18 protein-coding genes are annotated in these 20,831 nt (G+C 71.4%); 9 read left to right on the top strand and 9 right to left on the bottom strand.

Translation table 11 applies throughout. From position 1 onward, the window contains the following. Positions 1–55: 55 nt before the first annotated feature. A complete protein-coding gene (locus IE241_RS12015) occupies positions 56–2,860 on the bottom strand; it encodes a D-alanyl-D-alanine carboxypeptidase family protein (RefSeq protein WP_190021706.1) in 2,805 nt (934 codons plus the stop codon). Positions 2,861–3,122: 262 nt separating this feature from the next. Between IE241_RS12015 and IE241_RS12020 the strand changes: the two genes are divergently transcribed. From IE241_RS12020 to IE241_RS12030, 3 genes are all read left to right on the top strand, one after another. Then, positions 3,123–3,902, top strand: coding sequence for a GOLPH3/VPS74 family protein (locus IE241_RS12020; protein ID WP_190021707.1), 780 nt, complete (start codon positions 3,123–3,125; stop codon positions 3,900–3,902). A gap of 452 nt (positions 3,903–4,354) precedes the next feature. Continuing rightward, positions 4,355–5,218, top strand: coding sequence for a helix-turn-helix domain-containing protein (locus tag IE241_RS12025; RefSeq protein ID WP_190021862.1), 864 nt, complete (start codon positions 4,355–4,357; stop codon positions 5,216–5,218). A 272-nt stretch (positions 5,219–5,490) separates the two neighbouring features. Continuing rightward, positions 5,491–5,694 carry a DUF397 domain-containing protein gene (locus IE241_RS12030; RefSeq protein WP_190021708.1) on the top strand — a complete coding sequence of 68 codons (204 nt, stop codon included), beginning with the start codon at positions 5,491–5,493 and terminating at the stop codon, positions 5,692–5,694. 153 nt (positions 5,695–5,847) lie between these two features. Here the strand turns inward: IE241_RS12030 and IE241_RS12035 are convergent, their stop codons facing one another. The 4 genes from IE241_RS12035 to IE241_RS12050 form a co-directional block, all read right to left on the bottom strand. Further along, positions 5,848–6,957 carry an ADP-ribosylglycohydrolase family protein gene (locus tag IE241_RS12035; RefSeq protein ID WP_190021709.1) on the bottom strand — a complete coding sequence of 370 codons (1,110 nt, stop codon included), beginning with the start codon at positions 6,955–6,957 and terminating at the stop codon, positions 5,848–5,850. Positions 6,958–7,013: 56 nt separating this feature from the next. Beyond that, complete coding sequence (locus tag IE241_RS34165) at positions 7,014–8,258, bottom strand: DUF8017 domain-containing protein (RefSeq protein WP_229899153.1); 1,245 nt, start codon at positions 8,256–8,258, stop codon at positions 7,014–7,016. Positions 8,259–8,562: 304 nt separating this feature from the next. Then, entirely contained in the window at positions 8,563–11,157 is a 2,595-nt protein-coding gene (locus IE241_RS12045; protein ID WP_190021710.1) for a bifunctional FO biosynthesis protein CofGH, read from the bottom strand. 168 nt (positions 11,158–11,325) lie between these two features. Next, positions 11,326–12,186 (bottom strand): TIGR03619 family F420-dependent LLM class oxidoreductase, encoded by an 861-nt coding sequence (locus tag IE241_RS12050; RefSeq protein ID WP_190021711.1) that lies wholly within the window; start codon positions 12,184–12,186, stop codon positions 11,326–11,328. Between the two features lie 233 nt (positions 12,187–12,419). On the opposite strand from IE241_RS12050, the gene IE241_RS12055 reads away from it, so the two are divergent. Beyond that, positions 12,420–13,997, top strand: a complete 1,578-nt coding sequence (locus IE241_RS12055) for a CehA/McbA family metallohydrolase (protein WP_373300650.1) — start codon at positions 12,420–12,422, stop codon at positions 13,995–13,997. Positions 13,998–14,620: 623 nt separating this feature from the next. Next, positions 14,621–15,115, top strand: coding sequence for a DUF7927 domain-containing protein (locus IE241_RS12060; RefSeq protein WP_190021713.1), 495 nt, complete (start codon positions 14,621–14,623; stop codon positions 15,113–15,115). Positions 15,116–15,279: 164 nt separating this feature from the next. Here the strand turns inward: IE241_RS12060 and IE241_RS12065 are convergent, their stop codons facing one another. Beyond that, positions 15,280–15,651, bottom strand: a complete 372-nt coding sequence (locus IE241_RS12065; RefSeq protein ID WP_190021714.1) for a DUF6415 family natural product biosynthesis protein — start codon at positions 15,649–15,651, stop codon at positions 15,280–15,282. A 282-nt stretch (positions 15,652–15,933) separates the two neighbouring features. Here IE241_RS12065 and IE241_RS12070 point away from each other — a divergent pair, with 282 nt between their 5' ends. Together IE241_RS12070 and IE241_RS12075 are read left to right on the top strand one after the other, a co-directional pair. After that, positions 15,934–16,803, top strand: coding sequence for a helix-turn-helix domain-containing protein (locus tag IE241_RS12070; protein WP_190021715.1), 870 nt, complete (start codon positions 15,934–15,936; stop codon positions 16,801–16,803). Further along, positions 16,793–17,023, top strand: coding sequence for a DUF397 domain-containing protein (locus tag IE241_RS12075; RefSeq protein WP_190021716.1), 231 nt, complete (start codon positions 16,793–16,795; stop codon positions 17,021–17,023). The genes IE241_RS12070 and IE241_RS12075 overlap by 11 nt, the downstream gene beginning before the upstream one ends. 219 nt (positions 17,024–17,242) lie before the next feature. Here IE241_RS12075 and IE241_RS12080 read toward each other — a convergent pair whose 3' ends face one another. Together IE241_RS12080 and IE241_RS12085 are read right to left on the bottom strand one after the other, a co-directional pair. Continuing rightward, on the bottom strand, positions 17,243–17,740 hold the full coding sequence (locus tag IE241_RS12080) for a GNAT family N-acetyltransferase (RefSeq protein WP_190021717.1): 498 nt from the start codon (positions 17,738–17,740) through the stop codon (positions 17,243–17,245). 121 nt (positions 17,741–17,861) lie between these two features. Next, positions 17,862–18,758 (bottom strand): sigma-70 family RNA polymerase sigma factor, encoded by an 897-nt coding sequence (locus tag IE241_RS12085; RefSeq protein WP_190021718.1) that lies wholly within the window; start codon positions 18,756–18,758, stop codon positions 17,862–17,864. Positions 18,759–18,854: 96 nt separating this feature from the next. On the opposite strand from IE241_RS12085, the gene IE241_RS12090 reads away from it, so the two are divergent. Beyond that, positions 18,855–19,316 carry a carboxymuconolactone decarboxylase family protein gene (locus IE241_RS12090; RefSeq protein ID WP_190021719.1) on the top strand — a complete coding sequence of 154 codons (462 nt, stop codon included), beginning with the start codon at positions 18,855–18,857 and terminating at the stop codon, positions 19,314–19,316. Between the two features lie 8 nt (positions 19,317–19,324). Here IE241_RS12090 and IE241_RS12095 read toward each other — a convergent pair whose 3' ends face one another. Beyond that, a complete protein-coding gene (locus tag IE241_RS12095) occupies positions 19,325–19,897 on the bottom strand; it encodes a YceI family protein (protein ID WP_190021720.1) in 573 nt (190 codons plus the stop codon). A 62-nt stretch (positions 19,898–19,959) separates the two neighbouring features. Between IE241_RS12095 and IE241_RS12100 the strand changes: the two genes are divergently transcribed. Further along, positions 19,960–20,823: a serine hydrolase domain-containing protein gene (locus tag IE241_RS12100; RefSeq protein ID WP_190021721.1), complete on the top strand. Its 864-nt coding sequence runs from the start codon at positions 19,960–19,962 to the stop codon at positions 20,821–20,823. The last annotated feature ends 8 nt before the right edge of the window (positions 20,824–20,831 follow it).

The following is a 20,831-nucleotide window of genomic DNA, read 5'->3' on the forward strand; positions in this document are numbered from 1 at the left end:
ACGCTAGCACGCCGCGAGGGTCCGGCCGGAGCGGCGAGCGCCGCTCCCGCGCAGCTCAGCCCAGGCGCGTGAGCTTCGCACCGAAGCCCGGCTCGGCCAGCGGCGCCTTCAGCGCCACCGGCACCCGGACCTGGCCCTGGCCGCTGCCCACGGTCAGCATGCCGACCTCGGCACCGGACTTCGCCGCGTGCGGCAGCTTGTGGCCGCCGTCACCGAGCTCCAGGCCGACGGTCAGGCCCGCCCAGCCGACGGCCGTGACGTCCTTGGTCGCCACGACCGGGGTACGGCCGCCGAGGCCGTCGTCCACGGCGCCCACGACGTCGCCCTTCTTGACGACCGTCTTCGCCTCCAGCGCCTTCTTGGCGGACTCGATGGCGTCCTTGGTCGCCGCGACCACCGAGTCGATGATCGGCGTCTTGTGCTGCGCCAGCACCGCTCCGACGATCAGCTGCGTGGTGCCGCCGATCTTCTTCTCCGCGGCGAAGAGCAGGTTGCCGCCGGCCGCGGTGGTCGTGCCGGTCTTGATGCCCGTGCCGTACAGCGGAACGATCGGGTTGAAGTTCTTCTGCTTCTCGCCGTTGCTGTCGATGTACTCCGTCAGCCCGGAGATCTCCTTGAAGACCGGATCCGCCATGGCCTTCTTGCCCAGCTTGACCAGGTCCTTCGCGGTGCTCTTCGTCGTGGCGTCGAAGCCGCTCGGGTCGGTGAACGTCGTGTTCACCATGCCGAGCTCCTTGGCGGTGTCGTTCATCTTCTTGACGAACGCCTCCTCGGAGCCGGCGTCCCAGCGGGCCAGCAGCTTGGCGATGTTGTTCGCCGACGGCAGCATCAGCGCTTCCAGCGCCTCGTACTCCGAGAGCTTCTGGTTCTCGGTCACGCGGACCAGGGACTCACCCTCGGGCTTGCCCTTCTGGTAGTCGCTCACCGCCTTGGCGTCGACGGTCATCAGCGCGCCCTTCTTGTCACCCTTCTTCATCGGGTGGTCGCGAAGGGTGATGTACGCGGTCATCACCTTGGTGACGCTCGCGATCGGGACGGGCTTCTCCTCGCCGGCCTCGCCCAGCGCGCCGAGGCCGTCCACCTCGACGTACGCCTGGCCCGACGACGGCCACGTCATCTGCGCCTTGTCGCCGTCGAACCTGAACGTCTTGTGCGCCGTCAGCACCAGCTTCGGCTCCGGCAGCGGGCGGAACGCCTGCACCACGCAGAAGACGATCGCCAGCAGGACCACGAGCGGGGTCCAGATCTTCACCCGGCGCAGGACCGTGCGGACGGGCGTCTCCGGCGGCGGAGGCGTGTTCGTCAGCTGCGCCAGCAGGTCCAGCGGCGCCGCGGGCTGCCCCGCCGCCGGGGGGACCGTGGGGCCGCCGCCGTCCGGCTTCGGGGGGAACGGCTGCTGCTGCGTCCGCTCGGAGGGGGCGGGCGGGGTCACGCTGACCGGTATGGCGGGCTTGGCGGGGGCGCCGCCCTTGGCGGAAGCGCCGCCCTTGGCGGGGGCCTTCGCGGGGGCGGGCACCGGCGCCTTGGCGGGCGCCTTGGCGGCGTCCTTGACGGGCACGGCCGGCTTCGCGGGGGCCGCGGACTTGGCCGGGGCGGCCGCCTTCGCGGCACCGTCGAGCGACTTCAGCGGCACGAACTGGCTGGTGCGCTCGGAGTCGGAGTCCGCGGGCCCGGCAGCGCCGTCCTTCTTGGAGGCGCCGTCCTTGGCGGCGGTGTCCTTGGAAGGGCCGTCCTTGGCGGCACCGTCCTTGCGGGCGGGCTCCTGGACGACGGGGGCCTTGATCAGGGCGGTCGGCTGATCGTCGGCGACGGGGGCCTTGATCAAGGCGGTCGGCTGATCGTCGGCGACGGGGGCCTTGCCGTTGGCGGAGGGGGTGCCCTTGCCGGACGGGGCCTTCGCGGCGTCGGCGGACGTGCCGTCGGCCTTCGGCCGGACCGTACGGAAGACGGCGGTGGCCTGGTCGGCGGCAGGGGAATCACTGCCCTTGCCTTCGCCGGAGGCGGACTTCGCCGCCTCGGCGGCCTTGCCGTCACCGTCACGGGACGAAGCGCCGGCCTTCGGCCGGACCGTACCGAAGAAGGCGGTGGCCCGGTCGGCGGCAGCGTCCTCGGCGTCCTTGCCCTCGCCGGAGGCGGCCTTCGCGGCGTCGGCAGCCTTGCCGTCACCGTCACCGTCACCGGACGAGGCACCGGTCTTCGGCCGGGCCGTACGGAAGACAGCCGTGGCCTGGTCGGCAGGCGCGGAGTCCTCACCCTTGGCGGCCGAAGCCTTCGAGGCCGTGCCGTCACCGGCGGCGGCCCGGTCCGCGGCGGAACCGTCCTCGCCCTCGCCGGAGGCGGACTCCGCACCGGCCTTCGGCCGGACCGTACGGAAGACAGCCGTGGCCCGGTCGGCAGGCACACGCTCGCCCGGCGAAGCCTTCGCACCCTCGCCGGAGGCGGACTCCGCAGGGGCCTCGGAGGCAGCCTCAGGAGCCTCGGAGCCCTCTCCGGCCTCCTCCTCGTCCGTACCGGCCACCCACGCCGCCACCGCGGCCTTCAGGCGGGCATCGCCGCCCGCCGCCGGACTGCCCTTGCCGGAAGGCTTCGCGGAAGGGCTCCCGGAAGGCTTCGCCTTCGCCGGGGCCTCCGCAGAGGACTCGCCCTTTGCATCCGCATCGGCCTCACCGGGCGCCGGGGACACTTCTTCACGGCCGCCTTCGGCGGCATCCGCGGCATCCGCGCTCTCGGGCGCGTCAGCTTTCCCGGACGGCTTTCCGGAGGTTTCCCGGAAAACCCCGAGTCGCGGGTCGTGCTCGCCGCCAGTCGTCTCCCCCGACGACTTCCGCTGCTCCGACTTGCCGGGGGACTCGCCCGCCACCGATGCCTCCTCGAATTCCCACGCGATACGCCACCGCGGGGTGCTCCGCACCCCGCAGGCCGAACCTTCTCAAACGCTTACCAGTGTCCTGTGTCGCAGCCCCGTCACCGCGCAACCGCACCGCCAGAAGGGATCGACCGGCCTCACCGTCGTGCTAGACGAGACGACATACCTACCGGTTCCCACCCGAAGCCACCACGCACTCTCGACAGACCAATGTGAGAGGGGTCACCCTGTCAGTCATCCACGCGGGGAGGCATGGATGGGCAGGAGCCGCAGAACAATTCCGGAGGAGCTTCTGCTGCTCGCTTTGGACCCGGCCACGGGAACCACGGCGCAGCCGCAGTCGCTCGACCTGGGTCTCGCCGGGGCGCAGCTAGTGGAGCTGGCTCTGGCTGGACGGATAGCCCCAGACGGGGATCGTATCGCCGTGGTGATGCCGCGGCCGACAGGAGATCCGACGCTGGACACCGCGCTCGAACTGCTGCGCCGCCGCGGCAGTCCGGTGCGCGCCGTCCACTGGATCGGCGGGCCCCGGCTGGGGCTGCGCCAGACGTATCTCACGCACCTGGAGCGGTGCGGCATGGTGCATGCCGTGGCGGGCCAGATGTGCGGGGTGCTGCCGACGACGCGCTATCAGGCGACGGACACCGCGATCAGCCGGGAGATCAGGGCCCGGCTGGACAGCGCGATCCGCACCGGCGTCCCGCCGGACCCGCGGACCGCGGCGCTCGCCGCCCTGGCCCACGCGGTGGGTCTCGGCAAGCACCTCTACCCGGGCAACGAGGGGCGGTCCTCCCGCTCCCGGCTGCGGGATCTGATCAGGCACGACCCCATGGGCGGCCTCGTGGCGCACGCCGTGATGGACGTGCAGAACGGCGTCGCGGCACAGCCGCGGCGGGCCGCCCCGGCGGCGGCCGGTTCCGGCGCGGGCGCCCACGGCACCGGCGGCTCGGGACGGCGCACGTCCGTCCGGGGCGGGGCGTCCGGGCAGCAGGTGGCCCAGGGGACGGCCGTGATGGCCCGGGCCGGGGCCTCGTGAGCCGACGCCGGCGAGGGCATCGAGGGCGTCGATCGCGCCGCTGACCGCCCAGGACCGCCCGGCATCGCTCGGCACTGCCCGGCACCGCCCGGAGAACAGCGCAACGCACCACAGCACGTCGCACGACAGCACCTCGCAACACCGCAGCACCGCAACACCCGTACAGCAACACCCACAGCACACCCAGAGCTCGACCGACCGCAGCGCAGTCCCCCGGCCCGGTTCGGGAGCCGCGATATCGCGCGGGGTGGTGGGCCGGCCGCCCGGGACGGCGGTCCGGACCACCACCCCGCGTGCACATGCACGGGACGATGCACGGTCCGCAGCGGCCGGCCCCGGCAACCCTTCACCGCAGGCGGACTCTGTGTGGCATTTTCCAGCGCCGCCCCGGCATGTGGTGGCAGGCTGCGAGGTCAGGAGACAGCAGCATGACGGAGCCGGAGGTGCGTCCCGTGGCGTCCAGTGTCAATCCCACCGTTAGGCGGCGCCGCTTGGGGCAGGAGCTGCGCAAGCTCCGCGAACTCAAGGGCATGACCGCCGAGGAGGTCGCCGAGCGGCTGCTCGTCTCCCAGTCGAAGATCAGCCGGTTGGAGAACGGCCGCCGCAGCATCAGCCAGCGCGACGTACGCGATCTCTGCGGGGTGTACGGGGTCGAGGACCACCGCATTGTCGATTCGCTGATGCAGATGGCCAAGGAGTCGCGCCAGCAAGGCTGGTGGCACGCCTTCGGCGACACTCCCTACAGCGTCTACATCGGCCTGGAGACGGATGCGGCCTCACTGCGCGTGTACGAGGCATCTCTCGTACCGGGTCTGCTGCAGACGCCCAATTACGCGAGCGCCGTGACCGAGGGCTCCTGGCCGGAGGCGACGACGGCGGATATCGAGCGGCGCGTGCAGGTGCGGATGCGGCGGCAGGAGCGGATCACCGATCCGGAGAATCCGCTGCGGCTTTGGGCGGTCATCGACGAGTCGGCGCTGCGCCGGATCGTGGGCAGCCGGGAGATCATGGCGGAACAGATGCGCCAGCTCGTGCAGTTCAGCCTGGAGCCGCACATCACGGTGCAGGTGCTGCCGTACGACGTGGGTGCACATCCGGGCATGTACGGAAAGTTCTCCATTCTTGAGTTCAACGACCCGCAGGATGCCAGCACGGTCTATCTGGAGGGGATCACCAGTGACCTCTACCTGGAGAAGCCGAACGATGTGCAGACCTACAGCGTGATGTACGAACATTTGCGAATGCAGGCTCTCAACGCGGATCACTCCCGGCAGTTCATCGACCGGGTCGCGGAGGAGTGGGCGGCGGAGGTCTGAGCGGAGGTCTGAACGGCGGTCCGCGCGAAGGCCCGAGGGCGGCCCCGTACGCGGCCCGTCCGGACCATCCGGCCCGTCTCCTGGGCAGCCGCCGCACGGTACACCCTCCCCCCGTCTACAGGGAAGGGCGTTCCTGAATATGCCATCCGGTCGAGTGAATGGCCCGTTCATCAGGTGATGTTGGCGCGTAACGTCGGTCGCACCTCGGGAAACCGGCGTAACGACCGGCGTTTCTGATCAAGGCACATACTCACCAAGGCATGGGAGCAATCATGGCCATCCAGCAGGGAAACACCACGTGGCGCAAGTCCTCGTACTCGCTGGCCAACGGCGACTGCGTGGAGGTCGCTTCCCCTCTCCCCCAGTCCATCGCGGTCCGTGACTCCAAGGACCCCCAGGGGCCGATTCTCGGTTTCACGCCCGGCGCCTGGTCCTCGTTTGTGACGACCGTTTCCCGTCGCGCATACGACTTCTGATAAGTCCGGCCGATACGACGTCTTCACCACCCCTAGGCAGTTCCGCGCAGAACCCCCTCGACTGGTCCGCCGTCCCGGCCGAGGGGGTTCCGCCGTATCCGGAGTCTGCGACGGCACGGCCGCAACCCACGGGTTGTGCGATCGCAACGGCCGCTAGCCCAGCGGGTAGCGCTCCGTCCACACCGTCGAGGTCACGCCCGGGCCGTGCAGCTGCGCCCCCTGGGTGATCTCCAGGGCGAAGTCGTCGGCGAGTTCGGCGATGGCGGCACGGCCCTCCAGCTCGGCCAGCAGGTCCGGCGGCAGCGCGGTCTCGCCGTGCAGCGCGCCGAGCAGGTTGCCGCAGACCGAGCCCGTGGAGTCGGAGTCGCCGCTGTGGTTGACGGCGAGCAGCAGCCCGTGCCGCATGTCCTCGGCGACCAGCGCGCAGTACAGGCCCATCGCCAGGGCCTCTTCGGCCACCCAGCCCTCGCCGAGCGCTTCCAGCCGCTCGGCGCTCGGCGCCCCCTGGCGTACGGCGTCGAGCGCCTGCCGGACCGCGGCCGTCACCTCCTCGTGGCCGCCCCACTGCGCCAGCAGGTCGAACGCCTGCCGCACCGAGGTCTCCAGCGTCCCGCCGCGGACGATGCCGTGCACGATCGCCGCGAAGGCGGCCGCCGCCAGGATGCCCGAGGCGTGGCCGTGGGTCTGCGCGGCACACTCGGCGGCCAGCCGGAAGACCTCCGCGGGCTCCCGGTCCACCAGCAGCCCGAACGGCGCCGAACGCATCACGGTGCCGCAGCCCTTGGACCCCGGGTTCTTGGGCGCGGTGAGGGTGCCCATCCGGTCGTCGTCGAGCCCGGACAGGCAGGCGTTGCCGGGGGCCCGCTGCGCGTGGAGCCACGGCTGGCGGCCCAGCAGTCCCAGGGCCGGGTCGCGCAGGTCCGGCTCCTGATACCGCTGGGTGGCCCGCCAGCGCAGGTACGCCCGGTGCACCTCCTCGGCCGCGGGCCAGGTGCCGCCGTCGCGCCGCACCTGGGCGCGGATCAGGCCGTCCACGGTGAACAGCGTCATCTGGGTGTCGTCGGTGACGGCGCCGCGCCGCCCGTAGGCCCGGACGTAGTCGGCTACGCCGGCGGGCCCGTGGTTCCCGCGGATCATGTCGAGCGAGTGGAACTCGATGCCCGCGCCGAGGGCGTCGCCGATCGCCCCGCCGAGCAGGCAGCCGCGGACGCGGGCGCGGAAGTCCTGCTGCTGCGCCCGGCTCCACAGTGCGGTGGTGGTCATGGTGCCCCGCCCCTTCGTGCCTGTTCCTGCCTGTTCTTGCCTGTTCCTGCCTGTCCTCAGCCCTTGAGCGGGCGGACGGTCTTCATGATCTCGTCGATCCGGGACTCCGGCAGCGCGCCGGAGACGCCCTGGTCGGCGTACATGATCCAGCTGCTGAAGCTGCCGTCGGGGAGCTTGGTGACGATGCTCTTGACGATGGCCGTGGGCGGCACGCACGGGCTGGGGCGGTTGAGGACCTTGACCTTGGCGGTGGCGGTCCAGCCGTCGATGCCGTTCTGCTTCCAGGGCTTGGCTTCGCTGACCTCGATCTTGGGCTTGTTGCCGAGACCGCCGTACGCGTAGACGCCCCAGTTGCCCGCCCAGTTGCGGGCGTTCTCCTGGATGCTCAGGGAGGAATCGCCGCTCGCCGTGCCGACGGTGGCGAGCTGGCCCTTGCCCGCCTCGCCGACGGCGTTGGGGTTGGCGGACGAGGAGCAGCCGCCCTCGCTGAAGTTGGCGGTGTCGCGCATCGTGATCTGCGGCTTACCGGAGGCGTCCGCGTACGCGATCATCGTGTCCTGGGGGAAGATCTTCCACTTCTCCCCCGTGCCGGGCACGTCGTACTGGAGCTTGTACTTCTTGCTGGTCTGCGTCTGCCACCCGGCGGGCGCGGCCTGCGGGCCGTCCGACGGGGCCGGGTTGTCGGCACCGCCCGGGGCGGGCTGCTGCTGATTGCCCGCGGCCGGGGCGCCGGAGGCCTGCGGCGTGCCGCCTGCCTTGGCGTCCTTCTTGTCGTCGCCGCCCTTGAGGAAGAAGAACGCGCCGCCGCCGATGACGGCGAGCGCCACGACGCCGCCGACGACGGCGAGCAGGGTCTTGTTGTTCCGGCCACCGCCGCCACCGCCACCGCCGTTCGGCGGGGCGGGCGCGGGGGCCGGAGCCGGGGCGGGGGCCGTCCAGCCGCCCGGCGGCGGGGGCGGGGGCGGCACGGAGGCGCCGCCGACCGGCTGCGGGTGCCCCTGCGGGTGCTGCGGCTGGACGGCGGGCTGGGCGAAGACGGTCGGCTGCGCGTGCGCGCCGCCGCCCTGCGGCGGGGCGGGGGGCGGCTGGACCGCGGGCTGCGCGAAGGCGGTGGGCGCCGCGTGGACCCCGCCGGGCGGCGGGGCGACGGCAGGCTGATCGACGGCAGTGGCCTCCGGCCCACCCCACGCCCCGCCCTGCGGTGCGCCCTGCGGTGCGCCCTGCGGTGTGCCCTGCGGAGGCTGCGACGGATGCGGCTGCGGCGGCTGGTGGGGCTGCTGGGGATTCTGAGGCCAAGACATGCGGGCCACCCTAGACGGCCGTCGGTTGCCGTCTTGTCGAGGCATCTCGACAAGACGGCAACATCTGTGACGCGCTGGTGGCCAACAAGCCCGGAACCACGGCCCGGGGCGCAGCCCCACCCACCCCACCCGGGGGTCCGGGGGCGCAGCCCCGGGAAACTGGGGGCACCTCCCAGCGGTAGCTGGGGGAGAAAGGGTGGGACCGGGGCCAATCCCCCGCCGCGACGGCGAGCGGCCACGACGGTGCGGGTCCGGCGGAATCCGCGACAACCGCACCGCACCCCGGGCCGACGAAAAGCGACGGCTAGTCGCCCAGCACCGGCAGCAACTCCGGCAGGTGCCCGTCCGAAGCCATCGCGGCAGCCACCCGCTCCGCCGGCACCTCCCCGTACAGCGTCGTCCGCGCCCGGGCCGGCCGCCCCGCCGCCTCCGCGATCGCGATGAGATCGCGGACCGACCGGTACGAGCCGTACGAGGATCCCGCCATCCGGGAGATGGTCTCCTCCATCAGCGTCCCGCCCAGATCGTTCGCCCCGGACCGGAGCATCTCCGCCGCCCCCTCCGCGCCGAGTTTGACCCAGCTCGTCTGGATGTTGGTGATGTGCGGGTGGAGCAGCAGCCGGGCCATGGCCGTGACCGCCCGGTTGTCCCGCATGGTCGGGCCGGGGCGCGAGATGCCCGCCAGGTACACGGGCGCGTTCGTGTGGATGAAGGGAAGCGTCACGAACTCGGTGAACCCGCCCGTCTCCTGCTGGATCTCGACGAGGCGGCGGAAGTGCCCGAGCCAGTGCCGCGGCTGGTCCACGTGCCCGTACATCATCGTGGAGGAGGAGCGGATCCCGAGCTCGTGCGCCGTGCGTACGACCTCGATCCACGTCGCGGCGGGCAGCTTGCCCTTGGTGAGGACCCAGCGGACCTCGTCGTCCAGGATCTCCGCCGCCGTCCCCGGAATGGTGTCCAGCCCGGCCTCCTTCGCCGCGGCCAGCCACTCCCGTACGGACATGCCCGTACGCGTCGCACCGTTGACGATCTCCATCGGCGAGAAGGCGTGCACGTGCATGCCCGGCACGCGCTCCTTCACCGCCCGCGCGATGTCGAAGTAGGCGGTGCCCGGCAGGTCGGGGTGGATGCCGCCCTGCATGCAGACCTCGACCGCGCCGACGTCCCACGCCTGGGCGGCGCGGTCGGCGACCTGGTCCAGGGAGAGGGTGTACGCGTCGGCGTCGGTGCGCCGCTGGGCGAAGGCGCAGAAGCGGCAGCCGGTGTAGCAGACGTTGGTGAAGTTGATGTTCCGCGTGACGATGTAGGTGACGTCGTCGCCGACGACGTCCCGGCGCAGGTCGTCGGCGATGCGGCACACGGCGTCGAGCGCGGGCCCGTCGGCGTGCAGCAGGGCGAGGGCCTGGGGGTCGGTGAGCCGGGTGGGGTCGTCGGCGGCCTGCCGCAGCGCCTCGCGCACGTCCGCGTCGATCCGCTCGGGCGCCATGCCGGGCGCCGCGGCCTCGCGCAGCGCCTCCCAGTCCCCGTAGACCTCGTCGAAGTCGTCGCGCCGGTCGGCGGTGCGGCCCTCGGTGTCGATCGCGCGGTGCAGCTCCGTACGGCCGGAGGGGACGAAGACGTCCTCGGGCTCCTGCCAGGGCAGGCCCTTGACCTCGGCGTGCTCGTTCGCCAACCCGGTCTCCGGGTCGGCCAGGGCGCGTACGTGCGGCAGTACGCGCGGGTCCAGCCAGGGCTCGCCGCGCTGCACGAACTCGGGGTAGACGGCGAGGCGTTCCCGCAGCCGGAAGCCGGCGGCGGCGGACCGCTCGGCCAGCTCGTCGATCTGCGGCCAGGGGCGCTCGGGGTTGACGTGGTCCGGGGTGACCGGGGAGACGCCGCCCCAGTCGTCGATGCCGGCGCCGATGAGCCGCTCGTACTCGCCCGCCACGAGGTTGGGCGGCGCCTGGAGACAGCCGGACGGGCCCATGATGTGCCGGGCGACGGCGACGGTGGCGACCAGGTCGTCCAGCTCGGCGTCGGGCATGCCGCGCATCGCCGTGTCCGGCTTGGCGCGGAAGTTCTGCATGATCAGTTCCTGGATGCCGTGGTACGCACGGGAGATGCGGCGCAGCGCGAACAGCGACTCGGCGCGCTCCTCGTAGTTCTCGCCGATCCCGATCAGCAGGCCGCTGGTGAACGGCACGGAGCTGCGCCCGGCGTCCTCCAGGACGCGCAGCCGGACGGCGGGCTCCTTGTCCGGGGAGCCGTAGTGCGGGCCGCCCGGCTCGCTCCACAGCCGCTCGGCCGTGGTCTCCAGCATCATGCCCATCGAGGCGGAGACCGGCTTCAGCCGCTGGAAGTCCGTCCAGCTCATCGCGCCCGGGTTGAGGTGGGGCAGGAGGCCGGTCTCCTCCAGGATGCGGATGGAGATGGCGCGGACGTAGGCGATGGTGTCGTCGTAGCCCGCCGCCTCCAGCCACTCGCGGGCCTCGGGCCAGCGGTCCTCGGGGCGGTCGCCGAGGGTGATGAGGGCTTCCTTGCAGCCGAGTTCGGCGCCGCGGCGGGCGATGGCCAGGACCTCGTCGGGGGACATGAACATGCCGTGGCCCGCGCGGCGCAGCTTGCCGGGGACGGTGGCGAAGGTGCAGTAGTGGCACTTGTCCCGGCAGAGGCGGGTGAGGGGGATGAAGACGCTCTTCGAGTACGTGATGACGCCGGGGCGCCCGGCGGCCTCCAGCCCCGCGTCCCGCACCCGGGCCGCGGACGCGCACAGGTCGTCGAGGTCCGCGCCGCGGGCCTGGAGGAGCACGGCGGCCTCGGCGACGTCCAGGGCCACACCGTCCCGGGCTCGTTTGAGGGCGCGCCGCATGGCGTTGGCGGTCGGTGCGGATCCCTGCGGGGGCGGCGGGGTGGAAGTCATTGTCCGAGCATACGAGCGGGTGACGGTCCGTCCGGTGGAGGCCGGGCAGTGACTCGTGTGCGGCTCGTCACGCCAGCCGGAGGAGGCCTCCGTATGCCTGGTACGGGTCTCCATGCCTGGTACGCGTCTCCGCCGCCTGCGGCGTGCCGCGGCTACGGCGTGCCGCGGCTACAGAAACTCGGCGTGGGCGTCCAGCGCCCGCAGGATCTCCGCCTCCCCCGCCGACGGCAGCCCCACCACGACCTCGCCGAGCCCCAGGTCGGCGAAGTGTGCGAGCTTCCCGGCCGACGGGTGCACCGCGTACGGGACGACCTGTGGCTCACCCGGCCGCCCGGCCTCCTGCCAGGCCCGCTGCAGCTGCGGAACGGTCTCCTTGAGGCCGCTGCCGCCGACGGGCATCCAGCCGTCCGCGTACTCCGCGATGTGCGCGAACAGCTTCGGCCCGGCGGCTCCCCCGATCAGGGTGCGCGGCCCGATCAGCGGCGGCACGTCCGCGCCGCGCTGCCGCGGCGTCCGCAGCGGCTTGGGGTGCGCGAAGCTGGCGCTGACGGCGCCGAACTCGCCGCGGTAGCCGGTCGGTTCCTCGGCCCACAGCGCCCGCATCATGGCCATCCGGTCACGCACCAGATCGCGCCGGGTCTTCCACTCGACGCCGTGGTCGACGGCCTCCTCCACGTTCCAGCCGAAGCCGATGCCCAGCGTCAGGCGGCCGCCGCTGAGGACGTCGAGCGTCGCGATCTGCTTGGCGAGCGCGATCGGGTCCTGCTGGGCGATCAGCAGGACGCCCGTGCCGAGCTCGATCCGCTCGGTGACCGCGGCGGCCTGAGCGAGCACCACGAGCGGGTCCAGGGACCGGCCGTACTCGCGCGGCAGCGGGTCGCCCATGGGCGCCGGCGTCTCCCGGCTGACCGGGATGTGCGTGTGCTGCGGGACGTACAGCCCGTCGAAGCCCCGCTGCTCCAGCTCACTCGCGAGCCGGACCGGGCTGATCGTCTCGTCAGTGAGGAAGACCGTGGTCGAGATCCGCACGGGCCGGCACCTCCTTGCGTCCTCGTGCGCGTGCTGCGTGCGCGTCCTACGTGGAATGGGGCTCACCGTAAGCCCAAACGGGCTCCGGGGGCCCTCGGCGGGGCGGTACCGCCATGCGAATGTCGCAATACGAATGTCGCAATCGCGGGGCTTCCTGTACCCCTGCACGCCATCGGGGCGTACAACAGTGCCCCCAGTACCCCCGAAGGACCCCTCTTCCGCGGGAGGACACCATGAAGCGAATGCACCGACGACGCGACGTGCTCACGGCTGTCGCGGGCGCGGCGGGCGTGCTTACCCTCGATACCGTGACGTTCGCGAGGGACGGACAGGGCGGCCAGGGCGGCCAGGGCGGCCAGGGCGGCCAGGGCGGCGAGAACGGCGGGGACGGCAGGGACGGCGAGGCCGTGACCCGCAAGGTCTCGGGGCGGCTCCCGGCCGGAGCGCCCGACTACGTCTACCTGCCCGTGGAAGTGCCGGCCGGCGTGCACGAGATCGCCGTCTCGTACGCGTACGACAGACCGTCCGTACCCGCCGGCACCCAGGGCAACGCGTGCGACATCGGCATCTTCGACGAGCGCGGTACGGGGCTGGGCGGCGCGGGCTTCCGCGGGTGGTCGGGGGGCGCCCGGACCGAGTTCGCGATCAGCGCCGATCGGGCCACGCCCGGCTATCTGGCGGGCCCCGTGCGGCCCGGCACCTGGCACGTCGTCCTCGGCCCGTACACGGTCGCGCCGCAGGGCCTGGCGTACGAGGTGACGGTGACGCTGCGGTACGGGGCCGGGGGCACGACCCCCCGTCCGGTGTACCCGCCGCAGCGCGCCCGGGGCCGCGGCCGCGCCTGGTACCGCGGCGACAACCACCTGCACAGCGTGCACTCCGACGGCAAGCGCACCCCCGCCGAGATCGCGGCCGCGGCGCGGGCGGCCGGCCTGGACTGGTTCACGACGACCGAGCACAACACGACGTCGGCGCACGGCGCGTGGGAGGGCCTGTGGGGCGACGACCTCCTGATCCTCACAGGAGAAGAGGTCACCACGCGCAACGGCCACGTGGTCGCCCTCGGCACCGACCCCGGCGTCTTCATCGACTGGCGCTACCGCGCCCGCGACGGCGCCTTCGGCCGCTTCGCCCGGGCGATCCACCGGGCAGGCGGACTGGTCGTGCCCGCGCACCCCTACGCGACCTGCGTCGGCTGCAACTGGAAGTTCGGCTTCGAGGACGCGGACGCGGTGGAGGTGTGGAACGGCCCGTACACGCCGGACGACGAGATGGCGGTGGCGGCGTGGGACGCGATGCTGGTCGCGTCGGTACGGGACGGCGGCCGCTGGCTACCGGCCATGGGCAACAGCGACGCCCACCGCGAGCCGCAGGTGGTGGGCCTGCCGCAGACGGTGGTCCGGGCGGACGACCTGACGCGCGAGGCGCTGCTGGCGGGGATCCGGGCGGGGAGGAGCTGGATCGCGGAGTCGTCGGCGGTGAAGCTGTCCTTCACAGCGACGGGCGGCCGCGGCCGCCACGCCGGCATCGGCGAACGCCTCCCGGTCGGCCGGGACACTCCGGTGACGGTCCGCCTGGAGGTCTCGGGGGTACCGGAGGGCTGCACGGCGTCCTTCGTAACGGACCAGGGCCGCCTGTACGAGACACCGCTGCCCGCCTCGCTGCCCGCCTCGGGCAAGGGAACGATCGAGTGGCGGACGACGCCCTCGTACGCGGCGTACGTACGGGCGGAGGTGCGGCGCGCTCCGGCAGCGGGCTCGGGGATGCCGGGGGCGATGGTGGCGCTGACGAATCCGGTGTTCCTGGGATAGCCGACCAGACTCCGGATCGAACACGAGGCGCACAGAAAAGGGCCGATCAACCTTTCGTGGTATCCGCCGAGTTGGCCCCATTCATGGCGATAGAGTCACGCTCAGCGCTTCGAGAGCGCCCCCCTTCAAGAGGTCCCGACATCGGGATGTCGCTCCAGGGTGTCCCGGTCCGGGCTCCCTCCGGCGCGGTCACCGGATTCTGGCCGCAGCCCGATGAAGGGGGGCGCCAGTGGGGCGTCACCGTAAGAAGCCTCTGCACGAGCGGATCGCAGCCGTGGTTCGCGAGCTGTGGAGGTGGTGCACCAAAAGGTGACCACCGGACGGCGACCGGCAATCCTCACACCAGCTGAGGACTGACGGTCGGATCCGTCCCTTACGGTTGGCCCTCGCCCGGGTGTCCGGCCCGAGGCGGGGGCCTCTTTGTATCGATCCCTAAGCTACCCAGGGATCGCGTCACATGCGAGCCCTTCCGTGAGCGGGCGAGCGGCGAGTTCCTCGAACACCGCCGTGCAACCATGGCCGGCCTGAGCGCGCGTTCACCCCTTGGGGCGGTTTATGGGTAGTGCTCATGTCCCGGTGCAAGCCATCTCCCCACTGAATGCGTGCAGGGAGAGGGGACAGCCATGCCTGATCGTCTGCCCAGAGTTCTGACCCTCGTCGCCTTCCTGGTGGGCGTGGGAGTGATCACCGGCGCCGCCATGATGCCGGCGGCGCCGTTCGACACCATGGCGACCTCCATCAGAATCGCCAAGACCGCAGACCGGACGACGGCGCGTCCCGGCGACACGGTCAACTACACGGTGACGGTGACCAACACCGGCACCACCGCGATCAACGGCGCCGAGTTCTCCGACGACCTGTCGGACGTGCTGGACGACGCCCGGCTCAACTCGGCCACGTCCGACAGCGGTTCGACCCGGCACTCGTCCCACGCCCTCACCTGGCAGGGCGACCTGCCCTCCGGCGCCAAGGCCACGATCAGCTACTCGGCGAGGGTCACCGACCCCCGGGCAGGCAACGGCCGCCTGACCGACAAGGTCACCTCCACGACGACTGGCAACAACTGCCCTGCGGGCAGCCGGGATTCGGCCTGCTCGACCAGCACGCCGGTGTCATAGGGGCGGGCTCTCCCGGCAAGTACAGCCAGGCAGGGCTGTGAGCGCGGCCGGGCCACTGGTGTGAGGAACAGGCACCGGCCACATCCGGGCGCCCGCCCGGCGCGGGCCCGACGGTAAGACCCGCGCGGGCCGCCACCACGTGCGCAGGGATCTCCAGGCCGCCCTCATTTCAGCCCCCGCTGGAGGCTGAGGAGATCCTTAGCCGCCAGGCCCAGGCCCCTCGCGAAGGTGATCGCCGAGGCGTACCCGTCCCCGGGCCCGAGCCCCAGCCGGTGCCGGGCCTCGCGCACGGTGGCGAGGGTCTCCTCGCCCGCGCCCGCGCCCGCTTCCAGCGCGGAAGCCGCCTCGGCGATGTAGACGCGGAGGCGGTCGGTGATGGCACTCACGCGGCTGGGGGCGGGGAGCCAGCGGTCCATGGCGATGGCGTCGCGGATCACCGCGTCGATTCCGTCGAGCGTGCGCCCGGCCGCTGCGGATGGCGGCACGACGAAGGTGAGGCCTCCACCGGTGTGGCCGGTGTACGGGCATAGGGGCATGACGGCTCCTTCGGGGGCGACGTGAGAGCGGTCCGCGCGAATCGGTGCGGGCTGCTGAACCACGGTCCCGCGGCGGCTCCTTCGGTCGCAACCTCAATCAACCCCGTACAACAAATTGGCATATGACAGACCGCGGACAGAGCTTGCCCGACGGGGTACAGGCAGTGGGAAACTCCCAACAGGGCTGCTGCGAGGGGTAGCTGAGCATCGCCGCAAGGCAGCACATCCGCGCCCGCGGAGAACAAGAGCGCGCCGAGAAAAATATCTTCAGGGAGCTCACGAGTGGCAGCACGACGCGGTCCGACGTTTCGTCGGAGAGAGCTGGGCAAGGAGCTTCGGCGCCTGCGAGAAAGGAAGGGGTACGGCACCAAGGAAGCCGCCGCGGCCATCGAGAGCTCGGAGGCGAAGCTCAACAGGGTCGAAACAGGCCACAACCAGCTGCCTCGTGTTCGCGACCTGGAAGACCTGCTCGATTTCTATGGCGTCACCGACCCCGACGACCGCGATCACCTGCTGATGTTGCACCGCGAGTCACTCAGCCACGATTGGTACAGGCCGTACCAGAACTTCCTGCCGTCAGGAGCACAGCTGTACGCGGGTCTAGAATCCGATGCGGCCACGATCCGAGCATGGCATTCACAGGTCGTCTTCGCGCACCTGCAGACCGAGAGCTACGCCCGGTCCATCTTCATGACGTCGAAGCCCGTTGACGAGAGGACAACCGAGTTCGTTGAGGAGAACGTAGCCCTCCGCATGAAGCGCAAGGAGATCCTGCTCCGGGAAGATCCGCCTGAGCTGCGCGTCATCCTTGACGAAGCGGCGCTGCGCCGCGTCATCGGCGGCCCGGAGATCATGCGTGAACAGTACAAGGAGATCGAGCGTGTGGCTGCGCTCGACCACGTGACGGTGCAGATCCTCCCCCAGAACCTTGCGACGTACCGGTCTGGGGCGGATTTCGTTCTCTTGAACTTCGACGCCAAAATCGACTCCGTGGTCATGCTGGACAGCGCACTGGGCACGACTTTGTCCGACAAGGCACGTGAAGTCGGGGCCTACACACGGCGGTTCGACGCCATGCGTGAAGGCGCCCTGGCACCGGTGAAGACTCCCGAATTCCTCCACAAACTGGCAGGAGAGCTCGATGTCGACTGATACCCGCATAACTGCTCTCGAAGCAGCCGATGAATCGGCCTGGTTCAAGTCCTCCTACAGTGGCGACAACCACGGCGTCAGTTGCGTCTCGGTCGCGGCGCTGACTGACAACGTCGCCGTGCGTGACTCCAAACAACACAACGGCCCCGTCTTCGTTACCCCGACCGCGGCGTGGTCCTCCTTCGTCCGCGAGGTCCGGTCCGGGAATTGGCCGGCATAGGGCGAGTCACCGCCGCCCCGGCGGGCGCGTACGCGCGCAGGGTTCGGGCGATCTTGCCCGGGCTGGCGGGGAGCGGGCTGCTGCCGCGATGTGACTGAGCCCGTCGTGGGCGCTTCGCTCGGCTCGCCACCATCGTGGTTGCGCGTCCGGCTGCGGATGGTGGTGGGTGGCGGCCTTTCGGGCGCGGAAATCAACCGGCCGGTGGCAGGGGGCGGCGGATCAGACAGCGGCCAGGCTCTTCGCCATGACCCGCTCCCTGCCAACGCCATCGGACAGAAGCTCGCCGGGCTCACCCGTGTCCGTGAAACCGTGCCGCTCATAGAGCGCGGTCGCCTTGCGGTTGTCCGGCATGACGGACAACCGCAGCGTCGTGGCACCGCGCTCCACCGCCCACCGCTCGACCGCCTGGATCAGGCAGTCGCTCACGCCCCTGCCCCGAGCCGTGGGGCTGACCCACATCGAGATCAACTCCACCTTCTCGGCTCCCTCGCCCGGCACTCCGCTGGCTATGCCCACCGGAAGGCCGTCGAGGAACGCGACGAGATCGTGCGCGCCAGGAATCGACAGACGGGCGCGCCAGCGTTCCTCTCGGTCGCCGGAGCCCTGCCACTGAGCCAGCGTCGATCCGAACGCGTAGGGCGCCTCAGCGAGCGCGGCCAGTCGCAACTCCCGCCAAAGGGGCCAGTCGTCTGATTCCACAGTGCGCAGTTCAAGCATGATCCAGACCCTGCCCGCCCGCCGGGACGGACAGCAAGTTGATTACCACCATGCAAACGAGGTCGTTCAGCCCTGCGACCAACGCAAAGAAGGGGGCGGCCACCGGCCGCCCCCGCCCGACTCACCTCATCAGCACACTCACATCGATCCGCGCCAGCCGCTCCGGGTCCGTGAGGATGTCCAACGCAGTGACCCTGCCGCCCTGGATGGTGAAGGCCATGACCGACATCGGCCGGCCGTCCGCGACGGCCACGAATCCCGGCGTGCCGTTGATCAACGCCGGAAGCGCCGCCTCGGCGAAGCGGGCGAACATGAGCGCCTGGGAGGCGACCTCGGTCGCGCCCCGGAGCAGCCCGCCCGGGCGCAGTGTGCCGCCGTCCGAGCGGGCCACGATGTCCGGGTCGAGGACGGCGACGAGGGCGTCGAAGTCACCGCCGCGCGCGGCGGCCAGGAAGGCGTCGACGACCCGGCGGCGGGCGGCCAGGTCGGTGTCGGGCGCCGGGGCCTGGCCCTGCACGCGGCGGCGGGCGCGGCTGGCGAGTTGCCGGGTGGCGGCCGGAGTGCGGTCGATGACCTCGGCGATGTCGTCGAAGGGCACGTGGAACATGTCGTGCAGGACGAAGGCGAGCCGTTCCGCGGGGGCGAGGGTCTGCAGGACGACCATGAGGGCGATGCCGACCGAGTCGGCCAGGAGGATCTCCTGTTCCGGATCGATGCGGTCCGCCCCGCTGATGACCGGGTCGGGGAGGCGGACCACCTGCCCGTCCTGGTCGTGGAGCGGCTCCTCGTGCCGCGTGGCGCGCGAACGCAGCATGTCCAGGCACACCCGCCCCGTCACGGTGGTCAGCCAGCCGCCGAGGTTGCCGACCTCGCTGACGTCGGACCGGCTCAGCTTGAGCCACGTCTCCTGCACGGCGTCGTCGGCCTCGGAGAGCGAGCCGAGCATCCGGTAGGCCACCGCCCTCAGGTGCGTCCGGTGCTCCTCGAACCGCCGCGCCAGAATTTCTTTCTCGGTCACCTGTCACATCCCCCTGTTTCCATCCGTCAGTGAAGTGAACGGACGACAACCGGCCGGGGAGGACGCCCCGGCCACCATGACACAGAGGATTTGATCATGACCGCTCGGATGAAGAACCCTGCGAAGGTCCTGCCCGACACCATGACGGGTATCCAGAATCTCTTCAAGGCCATTCACAAGGGCGGCGTGCCGCAGGAGCTCCTGGAGCTGGTCCACCTGCGGGTCAGCCAGATCAACGGCTGCAGCGCCTGCGTGTACGGCGGTGTGGCGAGCGCGAAGAAGGCGGGGGTCGGCGAGGACCGGCTGCACGCCGTAGCGGCCTGGCAGGAGGCCCCGTTCTTCACCGACGCCGAGCGCGCCGCGCTGGCCCTGGCCGAGGTCTCCACGCGGCTCGCCGACCACACCGGCAAGGCGGTGCCGGACGACATCTGGGACGCGGCCGCCGACCACTTCACCGAGGAGCAGCTCGCCGCGATCATCCTCATGGTCGCCACGAGCAACTTCTTCAACCGCCTCAACACCACCATCGAGGAGCCGGCCGGGACGACCTGGAGCTAGGCCGCTCGTTACGCCGCGGCGCCGCCGCCCTCCTGCACCGCCTCGACGTCAACCGTGACGTCGACCATGTCGCTGACGACCACACCACCCCGGTCGACCACGTCGTTCCAGCTCACCCCGAAGTCCTGGCGGTTGATCCTGGTGGTGGCCGTGAATCCGGCCCTGCGCCTGGGGCCGGCATCGCGGCCGTCCTCCCACCAGGGGGTGTCCCACTGCCCCAGGTACGTGACGTCGAACGTCACAGGGCGCGTCACCCCGCGGATGGTGAGGTCCCCGGAGACCTCGAATTCCGTCGCGCTCGCCTGATGGACGCCCGTCCCGGTGAAGGTCCATTCCGGGTGGTTGTCGCAGTCGAAGAAGTCCGCACTGCGGAGGTGGGCGTCGCGCTGTTCCTGGCCCGTGTACACCCCGGTCGCGTCGATCACCGCTTCCACGCGGGCGTTCTCCGGGTCGTCGGGATCGACCTCCAGCGAGCCGCGTACGTTCTTCAACTGCCCGCGCACGTAGGTGACCATCATGTGCCTGGCGCGGAATTCGGCGCCGGTGTGGCCGGGCTCGAAGAACCATCTGGTGCTGCCCATGGCACCTCCCGGGCAGAGGTTTCCACCCTTCGGACCTGCCCCTTCCGCCAGGATAGGTCGCCATGGAGTTCTCTGCGCCTTCGTGCGTCCTGGGCAGCGACGGCCTCTGCGCGCCCCACACCGACCGCGGCCACGACCCCGGTGCCTTCGTCGAGATCGGCTCGCTGACGAAGGTGCTGACCGGAACGCTGCTGATGCAGCTCACGGCCCAGGGCGTCGTCTCCCCGGACGATCCCGTGGAGCGGTGGCTGAAGACGCCCGCGGGTACGGGCATCACGTTGCGGCATCTGCAGGAGCACACCTCGGGGCTGCCCCGCCTGCCCCCTCCGCTGCCCGGCACGACCCGCTCGGACCCGTACCGCCCCTTCACCGACCAGGCGCTGCGCGAACTCCTCGCGGCCGGCCTCGGCCCCCTCGTCGCCGCTCCTCCCGGGGAAAAGGAGGAGTACTCCAATCTTGGTTACGCCGTGCTCGGCGCCGCGTTGTCGGCAGCGGCGGGTGGCCCGTACGCCGACCTGCTGGCCGCGCACGTGCTGGATCCGCTCGGCATACGCAGCGACGTCACGCACCGGCCGCCGCCCGGGCGGAGCCTTGTTCCGACCGGCCTCTTCGGCCGGCGGCTGCGGCCGTGGACGATGACCGGCGCGATTCTCCCTGCGGGCGGCATGTGGGCGACCCCGCGCGCGGCGGCCCGCATACTCACCGGCCTGGTGGTGGAGCGTGTGCTGGGCGAACCGGCCCCGGCGTGGCAGCGGGCGGGCGAACTCGTCTGGCACAACGGCGCCACCCGGAACTCCTCCGTCTTCGCCGGCGCCTTCCCGGACGGCCGCTGGATCCTCGTCCACCGCCTCGGCGGCACCGCGGACACGACGGACCGCATGGCCGTCGACCACCTGCGGGGGACGAGGTGCGGCCGCGCCGGCTGAGCGCCCCG

It is taken from the genome of Streptomyces hiroshimensis (genome assembly GCF_014650335.1).
GTDB classification, from domain to species: Bacteria; Actinomycetota; Actinomycetes; order Streptomycetales; family Streptomycetaceae; genus Streptomyces; species Streptomyces hiroshimensis.

Excerpts from the sequence above, each read along its gene's own strand:
- IE241_RS12020 (WP_190021707.1), top strand. The coding sequence starts at position 3,123 with ATGGGCAGGAGCCGCAGAACAATTCCGGAGGAGCTTCTGCTGCTCGCT.
- IE241_RS12030 (WP_190021708.1), top strand. The coding sequence starts at position 5,491 with ATGGCCATCCAGCAGGGAAACACCACGTGGCGCAAGTCCTCGTACTCG.
- IE241_RS12035 (WP_190021709.1), bottom strand. The coding sequence starts at position 6,957 with ATGACCACCACCGCACTGTGGAGCCGGGCGCAGCAGCAGGACTTCCGC.
- IE241_RS34165 (WP_229899153.1), bottom strand. The coding sequence starts at position 8,258 with ATGTCTTGGCCTCAGAATCCCCAGCAGCCCCACCAGCCGCCGCAGCCG.
- IE241_RS12045 (WP_190021710.1), bottom strand. The coding sequence starts at position 11,157 with ATGACTTCCACCCCGCCGCCCCCGCAGGGATCCGCACCGACCGCCAAC.
- IE241_RS12055 (WP_373300650.1), top strand. The coding sequence starts at position 12,420 with ATGAAGCGAATGCACCGACGACGCGACGTGCTCACGGCTGTCGCGGGC.
- IE241_RS12060 (WP_190021713.1), top strand. The coding sequence starts at position 14,621 with ATGCCTGATCGTCTGCCCAGAGTTCTGACCCTCGTCGCCTTCCTGGTG.
- IE241_RS12065 (WP_190021714.1), bottom strand. The coding sequence starts at position 15,651 with ATGCCCCTATGCCCGTACACCGGCCACACCGGTGGAGGCCTCACCTTC.
- IE241_RS12075 (WP_190021716.1), top strand. The coding sequence starts at position 16,793 with ATGTCGACTGATACCCGCATAACTGCTCTCGAAGCAGCCGATGAATCG.
- IE241_RS12080 (WP_190021717.1), bottom strand. The coding sequence starts at position 17,740 with ATGCTTGAACTGCGCACTGTGGAATCAGACGACTGGCCCCTTTGGCGG.
- IE241_RS12090 (WP_190021719.1), top strand. The coding sequence starts at position 18,855 with ATGACCGCTCGGATGAAGAACCCTGCGAAGGTCCTGCCCGACACCATG.
- IE241_RS12095 (WP_190021720.1), bottom strand. The coding sequence starts at position 19,897 with ATGGGCAGCACCAGATGGTTCTTCGAGCCCGGCCACACCGGCGCCGAA.
- IE241_RS12100 (WP_190021721.1), top strand. The coding sequence starts at position 19,960 with ATGGAGTTCTCTGCGCCTTCGTGCGTCCTGGGCAGCGACGGCCTCTGC.